10 protein-coding genes are annotated in these 19,113 nt (G+C 61.3%); 8 read left to right on the top strand and 2 right to left on the bottom strand.

The window, feature by feature from the left end:
* Positions 1 to 70: 70 nt before the first annotated feature.
* Positions 71 to 1,435, bottom strand: coding sequence for a phospholipase D-like domain-containing protein (locus HF854_RS06465; protein ID WP_168935557.1), 1,365 nt, complete (start codon positions 1,433 to 1,435; stop codon positions 71 to 73).
* On the bottom strand, positions 1,432 to 2,751 hold the full coding sequence (locus tag HF854_RS06470) for a hypothetical protein (RefSeq protein ID WP_168935558.1): 1,320 nt from the start codon (positions 2,749 to 2,751) through the stop codon (positions 1,432 to 1,434). The genes HF854_RS06465 and HF854_RS06470 overlap by 4 nt, the downstream gene beginning before the upstream one ends.
* Before the next feature lie 398 nt (positions 2,752 to 3,149).
* Here HF854_RS06470 and drmD point away from each other — a divergent pair, with 398 nt between their 5' ends.
* The 8 genes from drmD to drmA all read left to right on the top strand — a co-directional run bounded on the left by drmD (position 3,150) and on the right by drmA (position 19,113).
* Complete coding sequence (gene drmD / locus HF854_RS06475) at positions 3,150 to 6,272, top strand: DISARM system SNF2-like helicase DrmD (protein WP_168935559.1); 3,123 nt, start codon at positions 3,150 to 3,152, stop codon at positions 6,270 to 6,272.
* Positions 6,272 to 10,477 carry an Eco57I restriction-modification methylase domain-containing protein gene (locus HF854_RS06480; RefSeq protein WP_168935560.1) on the top strand — a complete coding sequence of 1,402 codons (4,206 nt, stop codon included), beginning with the start codon at positions 6,272 to 6,274 and terminating at the stop codon, positions 10,475 to 10,477. The genes drmD and HF854_RS06480 overlap by 1 nt, the downstream gene beginning before the upstream one ends.
* A gap of 77 nt (positions 10,478 to 10,554) precedes the next feature.
* Positions 10,555 to 11,943, top strand: a complete 1,389-nt coding sequence (locus tag HF854_RS06485) for a coiled-coil domain-containing protein (protein WP_168935561.1) — start codon at positions 10,555 to 10,557, stop codon at positions 11,941 to 11,943.
* Between the two features lie 52 nt (positions 11,944 to 11,995).
* Complete coding sequence (locus HF854_RS06490; RefSeq protein WP_168935562.1) at positions 11,996 to 12,745, top strand: AlbA family DNA-binding domain-containing protein; 750 nt, start codon at positions 11,996 to 11,998, stop codon at positions 12,743 to 12,745.
* A 182-nt stretch (positions 12,746 to 12,927) separates the two neighbouring features.
* Positions 12,928 to 14,076, top strand: coding sequence for a hypothetical protein (locus HF854_RS06495; protein WP_168935563.1), 1,149 nt, complete (start codon positions 12,928 to 12,930; stop codon positions 14,074 to 14,076).
* Complete coding sequence (locus HF854_RS06500; RefSeq protein WP_168935564.1) at positions 14,063 to 14,656, top strand: hypothetical protein; 594 nt, start codon at positions 14,063 to 14,065, stop codon at positions 14,654 to 14,656. Before HF854_RS06495 ends, HF854_RS06500 begins: the two co-directional genes overlap by 14 nt.
* A gap of 173 nt (positions 14,657 to 14,829) precedes the next feature.
* Positions 14,830 to 15,435 (top strand): hypothetical protein, encoded by a 606-nt coding sequence (locus HF854_RS06505; protein ID WP_168935565.1) that lies wholly within the window; start codon positions 14,830 to 14,832, stop codon positions 15,433 to 15,435.
* Positions 15,436 to 15,549: 114 nt separating this feature from the next.
* Positions 15,550 to 19,113, top strand: a complete 3,564-nt coding sequence (drmA, locus tag HF854_RS06510; RefSeq protein WP_205906059.1) for a DISARM system helicase DrmA — start codon at positions 15,550 to 15,552, stop codon at positions 19,111 to 19,113.

Below are 19,113 nucleotides of genomic sequence, written 5' to 3' on the forward strand. Positions count from 1 at the left end.
GATGTGCATCTTTTCTTGCCGCCGTTCAAATCAGATGCATATCTTTGTGGGCAAACATAATTTGACGACACTATCTAGTACCCAGGGTCTGCTGGCCATCTCCGTCGTCCCAGAACAGGTGGGCCACGGGCGGCGCGAAAAACGCTTCCCGCTGTTCTTCCTTGCCCGGTCCAGATTTCAGGGCATCAGCGGTCGTGATCTCTGTGTCCCATTGCACGGGCAGAAGATTGGTGATGACCTTTCCGGCATCCACACCATTTACACCATTTTTCTGCTTCCAGCGCAGGCCTTCGGGTGGAAACAGGAGGACACCGGCCTCCAGATTGCCTCCTGTGGAAGACATCTTGTCGATAAAGCCCGGCCGCGTCAGATTGCCGGAGCCCAGATACAGCCAGGCGCCACAGCAGGCGTCCTCGTCCTTCCTGCCGGATGCGGCACTGAAGATAAACTTGGCGTGCAAGTTCCGCGTCGCCGCCCTTTCCCCGAAAACGGCTTCCGGCGGCGCCGCTGGACGAAGATGGAACCCGGCATTTTTCAAGGAATCCAGAGTACCGGCTTTGGCCATGACCTGACAGGAATCTGGATCGACGAAGATATCCACTCTGGGCCTGCTGGTCAGGAAACTATTTTCCTTGAACTCCCGAACGATACGCAACGGCACCAGTTCCTTTCTTGCGTCCGTGCCTGACTCGAAAAAGCCGGACCCCAGAACAAGACGGGAACACCGTTTCACGCCATGATTATTAAGTTTTTTCAGCAGCCCCTTCAGCAAGGATGCCTTCCGGCTGTCAAAGAAGCGGGGAGCTTCAGCCCGGGCGCCGCAGGCATCCAGCCATCGCGCCACACACTGCCGGGCAAGGGAGCTCTCACTGGGACGCCCGTCAGTCGTGGCGTCGAGCAGACGTGTATCGACATATCCTTGCAGCCACTGCAGCAGATCCCAGGCCGCCCTGATGTCGGCGCGGTCCTGCCCGATACCATCAGCGGCCTCCTCACAGCCTTCCTGCGTGACATCCAGCCGCCAGGCAAGGTCCAGGCTCTCCTCCACGGTCTGGCGCGTCCAGTTGCCGGTGGAGACCAGCAGGCGCAGCCACCAGCGACCGGGCTCCGTTCGATGCCGGAAGCCGAGCAGGGCCACCTTGGCGTGGAGAAGGCGGAATGGCTGACCTTTTTTAAGGAGCAGATGGGCCACACCGGGAACATCGGTGGACAGGATGGGGGGATTGCCGGCATCGAGCATCACGGCCAGGAAGATCCGCCCCTGGGCGGCCCGCTGCGCCGCCGTCATCCGGGTAAAGCGCGTGAGGGCATCATCCAGGAAGGGCGCATCTGCGGAATAGCCGCAGAGCCAGCCGAAGTGCCCGACATGGTCATCCGGGGCGTCGAAATGTCCGGCCAGCGAAGGCATGGGCAACACGTTCTTCTTGCAGCTCATGCGTCGTCCTCCTTCTGTTCTGGATGCAGCAGCGCTTCGAGCTTCCCTGCCATATCCTGCTGCAGCAGCCACAGATTGCGGACACGAGATGAAATATGCGGCGGCAGCGGGACACCAGCGGGCTGCGGTCCGTCTTCCTCATCCGTGTCATCCCCGAGCCGTTGCGGCGAGCCGCGAAAGGCTGGACCGGGCACAATGTGCTCGCCCCGCAGCTGGAGGACCTGCCCGTCCCGACGGACGAGGGCGCGTACGATGTCATCCCCACAGCATTCCTCTGCAAAGACAAGGGCATCCTTATCCTCATCCCTACCCTCTCGCATCACGGTCAGATACTGTTGCGCCGCCAGCATCAACGGCTCGAGATCACAAGGCCGGTCCTTCGACAGGTCCGACAGATCCAGAGACGGAGACGCCATGGTCCCCATATGGCTCTCCAGCTCATCCAGGACCGTGATGGCCGCCTCACGTAGAGCGAAGAAGCAAGCACCGGCCTGCAGGTCGTGCCAATGTGTCTCCGAAAGCTGCACCGGTTTGCGCTCCCAGGAGGCTGCGCCCCCTGCTTCGAGGCTGGCGATCCAGTTCCAGGCATCCTGGCGTCGCTTCGCATCGGGGCCAACCTTGAGGAGACCACGGCGCAGGACGCCCCTGGCCGTATTGGGCAGGGGAAAAAGGGGCGAAAGGATGTCGGCGGACGGCAGTCGCTTTCGCTGCCCTACGTCCAGTACCCATTTGGCCAGGGACTGTATGGTAGCGTTGCTTTCCGCCCACAGGGCATGATCTCCCTCGGTGGCCGTACGTGATGCTTTCCCCTGCGTCACCGCATCGATCAGTCTACGGCCCGTATCCGAGCAGCGGAACGAGTTGAAGCGCGTGTTGTCCGCCTCCACGAGCCCGAGGGCGGGCAGGGGCTGGACCGTGGCTATGCGCATAGGCTGGGTAACGTAGAAACCGGGCTGCCGAGCCTGCTGAAAGGTGATCCTGTCCCACCCTTTCAGTTTGGTGATGCCGCGCAGACGCGGATCAGGTGTCCAGCCGTGCTCCCGGTAGGCCATCCAGCAGGCGAGGGCCTCCACGGCATTGGTGACTTCGATATTCGATATCTTCCTGATGTTCGGGCTGTTCCCCCAGGCGCGGACATATTCCGCCACGGCCACGCCCAGCAGAGCCAGGAAGATCTGCTTGCCGAACCAGACACCGCCCAGCCCGGGCACGGCCAAATCATTGAATCGCCGCACGGACGCGGCAACCCCGAGACCGCGCGTCCGGCGCAGGGAAGGAAGCGTTTCGGGCCCGAGCAGGCCCCACATATCAGACATAGAACTCCTCGCTGTGTGACAGGAGATGATACGATACTCTTTTATGCAATAACCCTACTCATATAGTACGCTTTATGGCAACGAAACTCACGAGAAATATAGCACATCTTTTTCCAAAATATGGAATTCCACAACACACTCGTCAATTTTATGAAGCTGCTCTATCTGGCTCTGGCCTACATCCTTTGGATAAAGTTCGCATAAGCAGCAAATCTTATGCCGGACATCCTCGGCGTTTGACGACACCACCTGGCACAGTACCGCCTCTTGGCGCAGCCCCACTGCCCTTCTTCCACGGTAGGCAACAGGGTGTCCCTGCCTTGCCGCAGGGCTTGGAGGCCGTTATAGTATTTTTGTTACTGTCTGTTTCCGCCCAGGAAAAAGGAGAGAACTCGCACATGATGACAGCGCCGGAAGTGGGCCAGACCGTCCTGGTACGGGGAAGGCCGTATATCGCGGAAGAATGCACCGAACAGGCCCTGCCAGAGACCACGCAGCAGAATCAACATCTGGTGACGCTCTCCTGCCTTGACGAGAACTCCCTTGATGAAAAATTGCAGGTCATCTGGGAGCTGGAGCCAGGGGCCGAGATCCGCGAGGCGTCCTCCCTGCCGGATGTACGGGCTTTCGACGATCCCGGCGATCTGGACGCCTTCCTGCATGCTGTCCGCTGGGGCATCATTTCGCAGATGGACCACAGTAATATGCAGTCGCCCTTCCGCAGCGGCATCGAACCCGAGGACTACCAGCTGGAGCCGGTGGCCAGAGCCCTGACCATGCCGCGTGTCAACCTGCTGCTGGCGGATGACGTGGGCCTGGGCAAGACCATCGAAGCGGGCCTGACCATGCAGGAGCTCATGCTGCGCAATCGTGCTACCACGGTGCTCATCGTCTGTCCGGCCTCCCTGCAATACCAGTGGCGGGACGAGATGCGCGACAAGTTCGGTTTGGAGTTCCGCATCATCAACAGCGAGAGCGTCTCGCGCCTGCGTCGTCAGCGCGGCATCCACGTCAATCCCTGGACACACTTTCCCCGCCTCATTACGTCCATCGACTACTTCAAGCAGGATCGCGTGTTCCAGCGTTTTTGCGAGACCCTGCCCGCCGAAGGCGCCGGCAGCTGGCCCCGGCGCTACGATCTGCTCATCGTGGACGAAGCACACAACATCGCGCCCGCCGGTTCCCTGCATTATGCCAAGCCGTCCCTGCGGACGCGCATCATCCGACGCATCGTGCCCCACTTCGAGCACCGACTTTTTCTGACGGCCACGCCTCACAATGGCTATAGCGAAAGTTTCTCGGCCCTGCTGGAGATCCTTGATCCGCAACGCTTCATCCGTGGCGTGACACCTACGGCCGACATGCTGCGTCAGGTCATGGTACGACGCATGAAGAGCGACATCGTGGCTTTCGACGGCACACCGCGTTTTCCCCGGCGCGAGATCCATCCTCTGGAAGTCGCCTACAGCGAAGAGGAACGCACGGTCCATCGTCTGTTCCAGCGCTACGCGGCCTTGTGCACGGCACGGCTGCGTGATGCGGGCGGCGTTCCCTGGCTGGCCATGCGCTTCGTGCTCATCCTGCTGAAAAAGCGGCTGTTCTCCTCGCCGCGTGCCTTTGCCTCCACGCTGGAGAAACATGCGGCCAGCCGCTCCCGGGCCCGCACGGCCCCGCGCCGCCACCGTCAGGCCCAATGGCAGTTGCCTGACTTTGAGGAAATGACGGACAACGAGGCCGCCGAAGCTCTGGACGAAGTCCTAGATAACGCCGCGGCTACCCTCCCCTGTCCTGATGCGGAGGAGGAACAGGCCCTGACGGAGCTGCGCGGCTGGGCACAGCGTTCCATGCAGCGCCGGGATGCCAAGGCGGAACATCTGCTGGACTGGCTGCAGCAGACCCTCTGCCCCGGCGGCGTCTGGAACCGGACGCGCGTGGTCATCTTTACCGAATACATGGATACCCAGCACTATCTGGCCGAGCTGCTGAACAAAAGTGGCATGGGCGGCGAGCGCCTCATCTGCCTGAACGGCGCCACCAGCGCCCAGGAACGGGAGCGTTTCAAGGCGGCCTTCCAGGCGGCCCCCGACACCTCGCCCGTGCGCATCCTGCTGGGCACGGACGCCGCATCCGAAGGTATCAACCTGCAAAACCACTGTTCACGGCTCATCCATTACGAGATCCCCTGGAACCCCAGCCGTCTGGAACAGCGCAACGGCCGCGTGGACCGTCACGGGCAGCACGCGCCCGTGGTGGACATCTATCATTTCGTGGCCGCGGATCTCGCGCAGGGGCAGCATGACGTGATGGCTGCGGATCTGGAATTCCTGTACCGGGTCGTGAACAAGGTGGAGACCATCCGCCAGGACCTGGGTAAGGTGGGGCCCGTCATCGCCGAACAGGTGGAGCAGGCCATGCTGGCGGGCGGCAATCGCCGCCGGGAGCTGGTCACCTCCCGGGCGGAACGGGACGCCGAGGCCGCCCGGACCCTGCTTAAGCTGGACCGCGATCTGAAGCGCATATTGCAGGACATCCACAGCCGTATGGACGCCACGCGCAACGAGCTGCTGCTGACGCCGGAGCATGTGCGCCATACCGTGGAAGTGGCCCTGCGTCTGGCCAACCAGCCACCGCTGACGCCCGCGGACGTACCGGGACTCCCGGCGGGCCGGGCCTTCCGCCTGCCTGCCTTCACCGGGGCCTGGGCCGCCTGTCTGGAAGGCAATGCCCATCCCTATACCCTTGAGCCGCGCCCGGTGGTCTTCAGCGGTGACGATGCCGCCGGTCGGGACGACGTGGTGCTGGCCCATCTCAACCACCGCCTGGTGAGCATGAGCCTGCGCCTGCTGCGGGCCCAGCTCTGGGCCTCGGATCTGGACCGCCGCCTGCACCGGAGCGCCTGCCGTCTGGTGCCTTCGACCCTGATCTCCGAGCCTGTGGTCGTGGTGCTGGGGCGCATCATCGTGGTGGGCAGCACCAGCCAGCGCATCTATGAGGAGATGATCATGGCCGGGGGCCGTGTGCGGGCCGGACGCTTTGCCCGCATGGGCGTGCAGGAACTGGAGAATTTCTGGAGCAGCGCCATGAGCCTGGCGCCTGTGCGGGCGGAAGGGCTGGAGACCAGCCTCAGCGAGCTGTGGACCCGCATCGGCCCTGCGGTACGGCAGGCGCTGGAAGTGCGCTGTGAAGAACGGCTGAAGACCCTGCAAAGCCGCATGGAACGCCGGGCCCAGGAGGAGGTGGCCCGTTTCTCGGCTGTCATGGACGAGCTGACCGTCATGATCCGTAAACATCTGGACGAGATGCGCACGCCGCAGCAGCTCTCCCTTTTCGATGCCGAAGAACGCGAGGCCTTCCAGGCCGACGTCAATGTCCTGCAGGCGCGTCTGCGGCGCATCCCTGCCGAGAAGGAAGAGGAATGCCGCCATCTGCGGGCCCGCTATGCCCAGCCCCGCCAGACCCTCTTCCCGCTGGCCGTGCTCTGGTTCATTCCCCAATCCCTTGCCCGTGGAGGCTCCCGCTGATGTCTGTCGCCGTTGCTGACGAACATAACGAATGGCTTTCCCTGCTGGATGTTTCCGGCCCCTTCCTGACCCTGCCTGTGCTCCTGCAGGAAATGCCCGACGGACTGGACCGTCTGCCGCCGGAGGCCATGCCCCTGTTGCGGGCGGCACTGGCCCTGCGAGACGATGCCCGGGAGCCGGAGCAGGGCTGCCGGGACTGCGTACTGGCCGTGCTGACCGACCTGCTGGGCTACGATGCCTCTGTCCTCGTCCCCGCGGCCGATATGGGGGCGGCCTGTCCCGGCCTCTCCCTGCCGGAGATGGGCGAAGAATTGCGGCCTGACTGGCTGCTGCTGCCGCCCGCGGCCGTTGATCTGGATGATCCGGACGCTCTGGATGCCCCCACGCCCCCGGCTGCGGAGCGCCGCCCTGTGTTGCTGGTGAGCATCACCACGGCCCGTCTGGATGCCCCCTTGCCGGGACGCCGTTGTGCCTGGAGCCCGGCGCGCCGCATGGCCGAACTCTGCCGGGCCTCGGGCGTGACGCTGGGGCTGGTGAGCGATGGCCGCCAGTTCATGCTGGTGCATGCCTGTCAGAACAAGACCACCACCTTCGTGACCTGGGAGGCGGACATCTGGCTGGAAGAGCGCATCACCCTGCGTTCCTTCGTGACCCTGCTGCACCGGCGGCGCTTCTTTTCGCTGGCCGAGGCCCAGACCCTGCCCTGCCTGCTGGAAAAAAGTGCTGATGCCCAGCAGTCCGTCACGGACAAGCTGGGCCTGCAGGTGCGCGGGGCCATCACGGAGTTCTTGCGTGCGCTGGATCGCCTGGACCGTAACGCCGGAGCCGGCTCGCTGTTGTCGGGCATCCCGGCCCCTCAACTCTACGAGGCGGCCCTGACGGTCATGATGCGTCTGGTCTTTTTGCTCTCCGCCGAGGAACGCGGCCTGCTGCGTCTGGGGGAACCGGCCTATGACCAGGCTTACGCGGCCTCGACCCTGTGCGGCAGCCTGCGCGAACAGGCCGACAAGCAGGGCGAGGAAGTACTGGGCTACCGCCATGACGCCTGGGTGCGCCTACTGTCGCTGTTCCGCGCCGTCTACGGCGGCATCCGCCACGAGGACCTGCGCCTGCCCGCCTACGGCGGCTCGCTTTTCGATCCCGATACCTATCCCTTTCTGGAAGGCCGTCCGCAGGGCAGCTGCTGGCGCGATACGCCTGCCCGGCCCTTGCCCGTGGACAACCGCGTGATCCTGCACATGCTGGAGTCCCTGCAATTCCTGCGCGACCGCCAGACCACCGGCCGTGACGAAGCGGTGCGCCTGTCCTTCCGGGGCCTGGATGTGGAGCAGATCGGCCATGTCTACGAAGGCCTGCTGGACCGCACCGCGGCCCGGGCCGAAGGCGTGCTGCTGGGCCTGACGGGCAAGAGCGGCGCCGAGATATTCCTGTCTCTGGGCGAGGCGGAAGCCTGGCTGGCACAGGGCGAGACGCATCTGCTGGCCTGCCTGCGCGATCTTACCGGCGCCACGCAGGCGTCCCTGAAAAAACAGCTGCACGGCGAGCGGCCCCGTGGCCGGGGACGCGGCCGGGGACAGGCTGCCCTGCCTACCGGGAGCGACGCCCAGGATGAGGCAGCCCGCCGGGAAGTGGGGCTGCACATGGCCTGCAATGGTGATACCGCCCTGCTGGAGCGTGTACGCCCCTTTGCCGGCCTGTTGCGGCAGGACAGTTTCGGTTTGCCGGTCATCGTGCCCCACAAGGGCCTGTATGTGACGGCGGGCAGCCAGCGCCGGAATACGGGCACCCACTACACCCCCCGCTCCCTCACCGAGATGCTGGTGGCGGCCACGCTGGAGCCCCACGTCTACTACGGCCCGGCCGAAGGCCTGCCGCGGGAGCAGTGGCGCCTGCACGATGCCGGGCGCCTGCTCTCCCTCAAGGTCTGTGACATGGCCATGGGCTCTGGAGCCTTTCTGGTGCAGGCCTGCCGCTATCTGGCCGACCGTCTGCTGGAAGCCTGGGCCACGCCCGCCAGCTCTTCCCCCGACGAGCCGCTGCCAGAAGATGCCGAGGAACGTCTGGCTCTGGCCCGGCGACTGGTGGCCGATCGCTGCCTGTACGGGGTGGACAACAACCCCATGGCCGTGGAGATGGCCAAGCTCTCCCTCTGGCTGGTGACCTTGCAAAAGGACAGGCCCTTCAGCTTTCTGGACCACGCCCTGCGCTGCGGCGATGCCCTCATGGGCATCACGGACATGAAACAGCTGGAGGAATTCCACCTTTTTCCCGAAGACGGGCGCGAGCTGGTCTTCGGCTCCACCGACATGCGCGCTGCCGTGCAACAAGCCCGGCAGGCCCGTGACCGGCTGGAGCACATCCCGTCGGACACGCCCCTCAATGTGGAGCGCAAGAGCGCCCTGCTGGAGCAGGCACGGGAAGCCACCCGCCTGCTTCGCCTGCGGGCCGATGCCCTGATCATGGCCGTACTGGGCGCGCGCGGCCGCCTGAGCGAGGATGCCCGCTACCAGTGGCTGGACAAGGTGCTGGCCCCGCAATTCTGCCGCGATCCCGACGATATGGCCCGCTGGCTGGCCGGGCAACGCGCGCGCCTTGTGCACGGCAGCGGCCGGGAACTGGCCCAGCAGGACGAGGACGACAATCCCGGCTTCACCCGGCCCCTGCACTGGGCGCTGGAATTTCCCGAAGTCTTTGACCGTGACGATCCGGGCTTTGACGCGCTGGTGGGCAACCCGCCCTTTTTGGGCAGCCAGCGCATGCGCGAGGCCCTGGGCAATTTTTACCGAGAATATCTGGTGCAGGTCCTGACCCGGGGCAAACGCGGGCAGGCGGATCTGGTGGCCTACTTTTTCCGCCGTGCGGCCCAGCTGACCCGGCAGGGCGGGGACTTTGGCCTTATCGCCACCAATACCCTGGCCCAGGGCGACACCCGCGAGGTGGGCTTGCTGCCCCTGGAACGCACGGGCCATACCATCCGCGCGGCCTGGCCGGACATGCCCTGGGAAGGCAATGCCACGGTCTGCACCAGTCAGGTGGTCATCCGTACGCCGGGGCAAACCTATGCCGGGCCTGTACTCCTGCACGGCCAGGCTGTGGACCGCATCTCCTCCTTCCTCAAGGCTGGGGCAGAAAGCTGGGAAGCCAGGGCATTGACTGCCAATGCCGGGCTGGCTTTTCAGGGGACAACCGTATCGGGAGAGGGCTTTTTGACCGACGAAGCCCGGGCCCGGCAGTGGCTGGCAGCTGACCAGCGCAACCGGGACGTACTTTTCCCATACCTAAACTGGGCTGATCTGACCTCCAGCCCCACCCAGACGCCGTCACGCTGGATCATCAACTTCTGGGACTGGCCTCAGGATAGAGCCCAGACCTACAGTCTGCCCTTTGCACAGGTTCAGGAGCTGGTGCAACCTGTTCGCTCTGGCAATAATCGTGCACAATACAGAGACTACTGGTGGCACTACGCAGAAAAACGCCCTGCCCTCTACCACGCCCTGGGCCGGGGCGATGCCTTCATTAAGCATCCCCGTGGCTGGCAACCCTTCCCGCCCCTGTCACGGGTACTGGTCATTGGCGAAGCCTCAAAACATGGTATTTTTGCTTTTGTTCCCAATACCTTTGTACTCTCGCACATGCTCATCGTCTTCGCTTCGGCTGATGCGGCTTTGTTCGGCCTGCTGCAATCCAGCGTACACCAGACCTGGGCACGCAAGATGAGTTCCACACTGGGACTCGGTCTGCGCTATACACCTTCCAGTGCCTTTGCAACCTTTCCGCGCCCGGCAGCGGACCGGCTGGGCCTGCTGCGGGCCACGGCCGAAAAACTGCACGCGGAACGCGCCGCCCTCATGCAGCGGGAAGGGCTGGGCCTGACCAGCCTCTACAATGCCCTGCACGACCCGCACAGCAGCCTGCCCGGTGTGGCGGCCCTGCGCGCCCGCCACGAGGAACTGGACCGGGAAGTGGCCGCGGCCTACGGCTGGGACGATCTGGACATGCGCCACGACTTCCGCCAGGTGGACTACCTGCCCGCCAATGACAATACGCGCCACACCATCGCCGAAAACGTGCGCCTGGAAGTGCTGCGCCGCCTCTCCGCCCTGAACCGGCAACGCTGGCAGGAGGAACAGACAGCCCCGGCCCAGCCCACCCGCGGCCGCCGTGGCTCCCGCCGCAGCCCAGCCCAGGGGTCTTTGCTGTGGTAAGGGGGCTTCTGCCAATTCTAAGGGTACAGCCTGTGTGGACTCCATGAAAGAAACCAACAACAGTTAAGGAGCACACCATGCTTGTCTTTCGTACCATCTCTCCACTCGCGCCTTCGGCAACGCTGCAACAGCTCATCGATATTTCCATAGAATGGATAGACAAATCACCAGAATATCATCTTCGTGGTTCACTGGCTGCCTACTATGGTCAGGAAGAATTTTCTGTCGAAAAGGAAGGGGAGCAGTTCCGCTCATTTCGCCATACCAAGGAAGACAGCGAGTTTGCCTGTATCTGTTTTCAAAAGACCAAGGGAGACGAAAAGTGGCGTACGGAGTGTGTCTATAAAAAAACAGCCGAGGAGGTCATCGCCTCGTTTTCGGTCTACTGTGAGACGGCCTCATTTCAAAATAAGCTGAATAATGTCAAAAAACCGTATATTTTCAAGCTGATAGGACAAAGGATCGGCTTCGGTCACGATATCGAGTTCGAGACGCGCAGCACACCGCACCCGTTGACCGCTGACGACCTGGACATTGCAGCAAGCATCATCAAAGGCGAGTTCGTTGCCCATTTGCCCTGCGTCTATGTCAGTAAAGGGCGTGATGGCAATTATCCTGTTGACATCACGAAGCTTTGCCATGTCCTGTCAGGTATGGCCCACGTTTTTATCGAACCCAATATCTATTTTATGAGGGATCTGCGGATACGCACCGAAGGGCTGAATCCCTATTATGGAGCTGTGGGCATCTACTTTCCCGGCAGCAGGAACAAGAAGCTCCTGTTGCCGCAATGGGAAGACGGCAATCCCCTTAAGATACGGAACATTTTCGATGCGGTAAAAAATGGGCTCAATCTGGGCTACATCCCGGGTGACCTCTCTTATGTCGATATAAGAACAGATGCCCTGCGTAAAAAAGTCGTTGAAGCTCAGGAACAAAATGACCTTCAGTCCCTTATCTATTCTGTTGATAAAGAAAACAAGAGTCTCAACGAAAATCTTGAAAGGAAAGAAGGCGAGATATACGCTCTCAAAGAATATATCGCCAGTCTTGAATCTCGCCTTAATGACAACAGGGAAAGAGTATTGCTCAGAGGAGATTCTGTTGATTCTTACCGTAACCAGACCTACGAGACCCTCCTCGACATCCTTGAAGATGCCAGACGTTCTGCGGAAGATGGTACCCGGCGGAAGAATATCATAAACGAACTGCTGGAAGCCAATCCCCGTACAGACAACAAAGAAAATCTTGCCCGGGAACTGAAGCGGATATTTGCCGGTTATACCTCCATGAACAACAGTATCAAATCTTCCTTGCGCCGCCTAGGATTTCAAGTAGACGACAGCAAGCATCACAAGATATTCTTTACGAACTACCCGGAGCTGGCCAGCACCCTTCCGACTTCCGGCAGCGATTATCGCGGCTGGCAAAATGATCTTTCCGACCTGAAGAAAAAGCTGCTCTGATCCGCTGTTGCCAGTATACACGAAGGTCACTATGCTTGATATGAGGGGACCCATGCTGAAACGATATACTGACACCGAGCTGGAAGGCTTTCTTGATGATCTGGAATCGGACCGCCTGGAGCGCAAGGAGACCTTCAAGGGCGATGTGCCCCAAAAGGCCCGGCAGGCCATCTGTGCTTTTGCCAATGACCTGCCGGGGCATGACGAACCCGGCGTCCTTTTTATCGGTGCAAAAGATGACGGCAGCCCTTCCGGCCTGAGCGTGACAGACGAGCTGCTGCTCTCGCTGGCGGACATGAAGACGGACGGCAACATCCTGCCCCTGCCGACGCTCGTTGTGGAAAAGCGGCATCTCAAGGGAGCAGACATGGCCGTGATCACGGTGCATCCCTCCCACATGCCACAGGTCCGGCCGTGCCGGAAAATAACCCGAAAAAGCCTGAAGGCTACAACCAGCGACTACACGCCATGTGACGCACCCCTGAGGCCCCCTTCCCTCCCGGGAAAGGTGCCTCGACCCTTTTTTGCCCTGCATGAAACTCGCCGTCCTGCTGTACCGCGGCAAGCCCTAAAAAGGGGGCTGCCGACAGCCGCTGAGATCTGTGCTGTCTTGTTGGCCGCTTGCTGCCGGGGCTACCTGCCCTGTGAGGAAGACCTGCTCCGCAAAAAACTTGCGGGAAGCGGCCCTGCCCGCAGCCGGGATAAGCCGGGCTGCGTCATGTCTTTCGCCCTTCGGGGGCTCATGCTCCCACAGGGATATCCGACAAATGGCAAACGACATACATGGCTTGTAACTCTGTAATAAAAAAAAAGATTATTAAACACTAGTTAAAGACATTTCATATTTTCTTTGACTTCTCATTGGTATCATGTAGACTGTTCACCGCATTTTCAATTCCAGAAAAGCAGATATTTCTCCCAATCCTCTGTGCGGAATATCATGCCGAATGCGTCCGGATCAGTCCGATTCCAGGAAGGAAGTCCATGTTTGAAGGATGTTTGACACGAATCCATTCGGGGATGGCCACCATCCCTCTGGTCCAGATGGCTGACAGTGCACAGAACATCACCATGTCTGTGGGCGTTGGTGTGCCCATTCATGAGATTCCTCGCCTGGGCGGGGAAAACATGATCAAGGACAATCTGTTCGACTTCAAGAAAGTGGAACGATTCGCCAAAAGCATCCTTGAGCCCAATGGCCCGACCCTGACCGGGCAGTGGATGGACGCCGTCGGCCCGTTCAAGCATCTCTATCCCCAGGGGATCGCCAAGGGGTGCCACAGGACGATGCACGGGCACTTTATCGGTGATGCCCTGACGGTCATGAAAGACCCTCGCCTGAGCTGTGTCGACTTTTTCCGGCATCTGGGCACGGATATCGTGACCAAAAACGGTCTTCCCATCTTGCCGTCTTGCATCTCGGAAAAGATCGTCACCCTCCTGAACCTGTACGATCCCGCCCTGAATATGACTCTCACGAAGCTGAGCCCCTGGGTGAACCTGAACATCCTGGATGCCGGTGCCAGTATCCTGGCTGTCGGCCATGCGGGCAGTTCCGTCATCGATATCATCACCGGATCCGCCGAATGGGGGGCGGGCTATGCCATCAATACCTTCGGTGTAGGGGCCTGCGATATCGCGACCGGTGTCGCCACCCAAAATCCTATTTTGATCGGAGCAGGGGCCGTGGATATCGTCTGTGGTACGGTCACTGCCTATGACTACTATTCCCAGCCCTTCCTGTGCGGTGTTCCTGTCGTAGACATTCTGCAGAGCAGCACCCTGGGGGCTTGCGTGGCCGCGCTGCTGACAGGCATCGAGCTGTATACCCAGCGGGGAAAGATCTCCAGCTGGGAATCCGTCAAGACACTGGCCAAACGGATCACCCAGGGCGGGCTCATGTCAGCCCTGTCCGTGATTTCTGCTCCGGTCGCCATTACCACGGCCATCGGCATCTCGGGCGCCAAGCTGGCTGTGCAGCAGGTCAATGATCTGGAAACTTCCATCAGGGCCATGCCCCTGACAGGAGCCTTTGCGCGTCATGTTAATGACTATGTCATTGATGCCTATATAGGTAGAGACAAATATAAAAGCATGGAAAAAAAATTGGAGAGATTTTATGGCTTGCGCTGATTTGGATCGGCTGAAAAGCGGGAATATCCTGCGTACCTGCTTCAACCAGCTCTGGGATAAGGCTCTGGAGATAAATGAAAAATCCGGCATCAGCGGGATCTCCTATAATGACATGAATGCCATCGTCAATATCCTGCGCACGGATGGTCCCGATATCATGGGATATGCCGCACTGCCGCCCACCATCGATGCAGGCCTGCAGATGGCCACCGCTATCCTTGACCCCAACAAGGAACGCATGAAGGCCAATGTCAAAAAAAGCGTCAGCCTAGCTGGAGGCGCCGGAGGCGCCAGCCTAGTCTGGATCTGTCTGGGACAGATCCTCAACCCCGGCATTCTGGCCTCCGCGGCCGCCATTTTTACCGGCGGCATCGCCGGCGGCATCCTGGCCCCTGTCGGCATCATCGGCGGCGTGTCCCTGATCGTTGCCAGTCTGTACAGTACCATGCAGAAAATGACGCCCCAAGAACGGACGGTCAAATGTCATGCCATGGTGATGAGGGCCATCGACAAATGGATCAAGTATGGAGACAAGACTGACCTCACCCTTGAAGAAAAGCAGAAACTCATGCTCCGGTAGTGATCTGTCCCTTGTCAGACAGCAGGATCGTCTTTTATCGTACGAACCTTCCACCAGCCATGCAAAATTGATGGCATCAGAGCAAAGAGGGGCTCTCGTCTCGAAATACCATACTGCAGGCATCCATCTATCCGTGATGCTTCTGTCATCATATAAACACAAAGGAACAGCTCATGACATGCAGTGAGCAGGAACGACGGCAACAGGGCGAGGCTCTGCGTATGGCCTTCCACGCCCTCTGGACCGAAGCCCAGGCCAGGAATGCCCGGGAAGGCCAGGAGGGCCTGATCACCTACACAGATATGAACCACATCGCGGACATCCTGCGTACGGATGCTCCCCGGTACTTCGACGGTGGACATCTGCCTGCCACCATCGACGCCGGCCTACAGCTGGCCATCACCCTCCTTGACCCCAGCAAGGGGCGCATGAAGGACAATCTCAAAAAAGCCCTCAGTCTGGCCGGGGGGGCGTCCGGCGCCGGCCTGATCTGGATCTGCCTGGCCCAAATCCTTAATCCCGGCCTCCTGGCTTCTGTGGCCGCCTTCTTTGCCGGTGGCGTCGCAGGCAGTATCCTTGCGCCTGTCGGTGTTGTGGGCGGTATTTCTTTACTGGTTGCCAGCCTGTATGCGGCCATGCAAAAAATGACTCCACAGCAGCGGACCGTCAAATGCCACAGTCTGGTCATGCAGGCCATCGACAAATGGATCAAAAATGGCGAGAAGAATGACAGGATCATCGCCACAGCCTATGTGAAGCGGAACGAGCTTCCCCAGTAGATCGCAGGGCTGGGATGGACTGCTGCCGACAGGGCGATCATGCGGAGCCGGCTGCGCTGCCGCTTTTCCCGGCCTTCCGCGGGACACGGATATATCCTGACAGGAGGATGTCATATGCTGCGAACGGATACTGCCGGAGAAAAGGCCGCTGACGCTGCCTTCCCCTCCACTCCTACACAGGACGACATCACCGCCCCCAGCCCTTTCGCCTTGCGTGAAGAGCTCATCGACCTGCTGCGCCGTGACCTGCTGGGCCCGGCTGACGGCCCGGAGGAAGAAATCCCCACCGATAGCCGCCTGACGCAGCGCTATCTAGTCGGCAGCCTGGCGCCGGGGGGCTGCCCTCCAGACGCTGCCTTCATCCCTGCTGTCCCCCAAATGTATATTGCCGAGCCGAATACGGAAGCCGACATCCTGTCCCTGGCCGGTACGGACGACCCTGATGCTCCAGCCGAACGGGAGCCCGTGCTGGTGGACAGCCTGCTGCCCTCCAGTGCCGGTTTTTCCTGTCTGGTGGACGGCGATGAACAGGCCCTGCTGGTGCGGACCGCCTGGGGACGTTACGAACGCTGTGCCTCCAACCGCGAACAGGAGCCCGGGGGCGATGCTTCCGCTGAGGTCTGGAAGCGCATCCCCCTCACGCCTGAGCCCGTGCGGCTGCCCCTGCAGGAGGGGGAGGGCTCGCTGATGCCCGCGTCCGGTCAGCCGGTCCACCTCTGCTGGCGTATCCGGCGCCGTGATGACCTGTGGTTTGTGACGCTCTTCCTGATCAATGCGTGGCCCAAAAAGAACCTCAAGGAAGGGAGTTGCTGGATCTTTCAGGTGGAGATGAGCGCGGAGAGCGAAGACGGGCAGCAGCGGCCCGTCTTCCTCCAGCGACAGGCCGCCGGTATGGGGGATCACAGCCGCCTCGATCCGGATGAATGCCGGGAGATGGATGCCCTGGCCCTGCGTTACCGCCACTGCCGCATCTTCGGCAAAGGCCACGGCTGTGCCGTCAAAGTACAGCGACAGGAAGACGATGCGCCGGAGCGGGCCCGCCTGCTGGCCGCAGACTTTTTGCCTGTGGCCCATGTCCCGGGCCAGACGCCCCGCTCTCCCAAGGACGATCCCCGTCTTGAAGGCATCGTGCTGGATATGAAGGAACTGGCATCCCTGCCGCGGGAAGACCTGGCCGAAACACTGGAGCGCATCATCCAGGCATATGCCGCCTGGGTGGATACCTTGCCCGCAGGTCTGGAAGCAACGGATTTTGCCGCCAGTGCCGCACAGGCACAGGCCGATGCCCGGCGCAGCCAGCGACGCATGCAGGAAGGCAGGGACGTGCTGCTGCATGACGACGCGGCCCTGCAGGCCTTCCGTTTCGCCAACAAGGCCATGTATTACCAGCGCATCCACAGCATCTACGCTGCCCGTGTACAGGGGACGACCCCCAGCGTGGAAGAACGGAAGCGCCTGCTCAAGGAAACGGACCAGCCCCGCAATCGCAGCTGGCGCCTGTTCCAGCTGGCCTTCCTGCTCTGCAATATCCCCACGCTGGCCGATCCACTGCATCCTGAGCGCAGCGCCCAGGGATACGATGCCGTGGCCAGTCTGCTCTGGTTCACCACCGGCGGCGGCAAGACGGAAGCCTACCTAGGGCTCACGGCCTTCACTCTTGCCATACGCCGACTGCATCCCGATTTGGGTGGTCTGGATGCGGAACATGGCGTGGGCGTCTTCATGCGCTATACCCTGCGTCTACTGACCTTGCAGCAGTTCCAGCGGGCGGCGGCCCTTATCTGTGCCTGTGAAGTGTTGCGCCGTCAGGCTCCGCAAATCTGGGGGCAGGAACCCTTCCGCCTGGGCCTCTGGGTGGGGTCACACTCTACCCCCAATACGCTGGAAAGCGCTGCCAAAGAAAAAGACAAAAAACACGGCCACAGCTTTGGCGGGGACAGCTCCGTCATGCAGTTCAGCACGTGCCCCTGGTGCGGGGCCCCTATCTCGACCAACAACATCCATATCTCCAAAGGCACCACAGGTAGCCAGCGCTGTCTGACCTTCTGCGGCGATCCTGACGGCCAGTGCAGTTTTTCTCAGGCCAAGTCTCCCCAGGAAGGTCTGCCCGTCATGGTGGTGGATGAGGAGATCTACCGGCGGCCGCCCGCCCTGCTCATCTCGACTGTGGACAAGTTCGCCCAGATGCCCTGGAAAGGTGAGGTCGGGATGCTCTTTGGCCGTGTCACGGGGCATTGTTCCCGTCATGGTTTCGTCTCGCCCGATGTGGACGAAAGTCTGGGCAGTGTGCATCGCCGCTATGGCCAGATCCCTGAAGCCCGCGTGGAGGAACATGTCTGGCTGCGACCGCCTGATTTGGTCATCCAGGACGAACTGCACCTGATAAGCGGTCCCCTGGGCTCCATGACGGCCCTCTATGAGAATGCCGTGGATACCCTGTGCCAGTGGCCGCTCGGCGGACGTACCGTGCGCCCCAAGGTCATCGCCTCCACAGCCACCATACGTCGCGCCGCGGAGCAAGTCCGCCGGCTGTTCAACCGGCAGGTCGACGTGTTCCCGCCGCCCGGCGTGGACAGCCGCGACAACTTTTTTTCCTGCGAACGGCCTGTAGACGCTGATTGTCCCGGGCGTGTCTATGTAGGCATCTGTGCCACGGGCCGGCGCATGCCGCCCTCCACTGTCCGTGTCTACGCCACGGTCATGGCCGCTGCCCAGAAGGTCTTCGACACCTGGGGCGATACCGCTGATCCTTGGATGACCACCATCGGCTACTTCAATTCCGTCCGTGAACTGGCCGGGACCCGCCGCCTGGTGGAAGACGAAGTCCGCAGCCGTCTGGCGGACAAGCGGCCCCGCGGCCTTGCCCGCCGTACCCTGGGGCCCGCCGAGGAACTCACCTCACGCCAGAGCAGCCGCAACATCCCCCTCATCCTCGAACGGCTTACCAATACCTTCTCCGCTACCGGCCAGCGGGATCCTGACTGGAAAAAAAGACCCTATGACGTGGTGCTGGCGACCAATATGATCTCGGTGGGCGTCGACATCGAACGCCTGGGCCTAATGGTCATGCTGGGGCAACCCCGGACGACATCGGAATACATCCAGGCTAGCAGCCGTGTGGGTCGCTCTTCCCGTGCACCGGGGCTGGTGCTGACCCTCTACAATTGGGCGCGCCCCCGCGACCTTTCGCACTTCGAGGACTTCCATGCCTACCACGCCGCCTTCCAGCGACACGTGGAGGCCCTGTCTGTCACGCCCTTTGCCAGCCGGGCCCTGGACCGCGGGCTGGCCGGAGTCCTGCTCTCCCTAGTCCGACAAATCGATGTCCCCATGAACGGCAACAAGTCCGCCAAAGAACTGCCGAAACACGAAGACCTGTTTGCCGAAGCCTGCCGCCACCTGCTGGGCCGTGCCTCCACCATCATGCAGGATAACGATGCCGAAGACAGGCTGAAGATCGCGCTGGAAAAATTGCGCGATGAATGGCTGGATCTGATACGAAAACGACGCGACGTCAGTCTGGGCTATGTGGCCAACGCTGCCGCCTCGGGTCTGATGGCCCCACCTGACAAGACACAGGAGCCTTTTTCCTGCCCCAACAGCCTGCGGGACGTGGAAAAGACGGTCACCCTCTTACTGGATACGGATCCGACGGGGCTATCCCCCCGGGGAGAATGA

The sequence above is a fragment of the Desulfovibrio piger genome (assembly GCF_012843875.1).
GTDB lineage: Bacteria > Desulfobacterota > Desulfovibrionia > Desulfovibrionales > Desulfovibrionaceae > Desulfovibrio.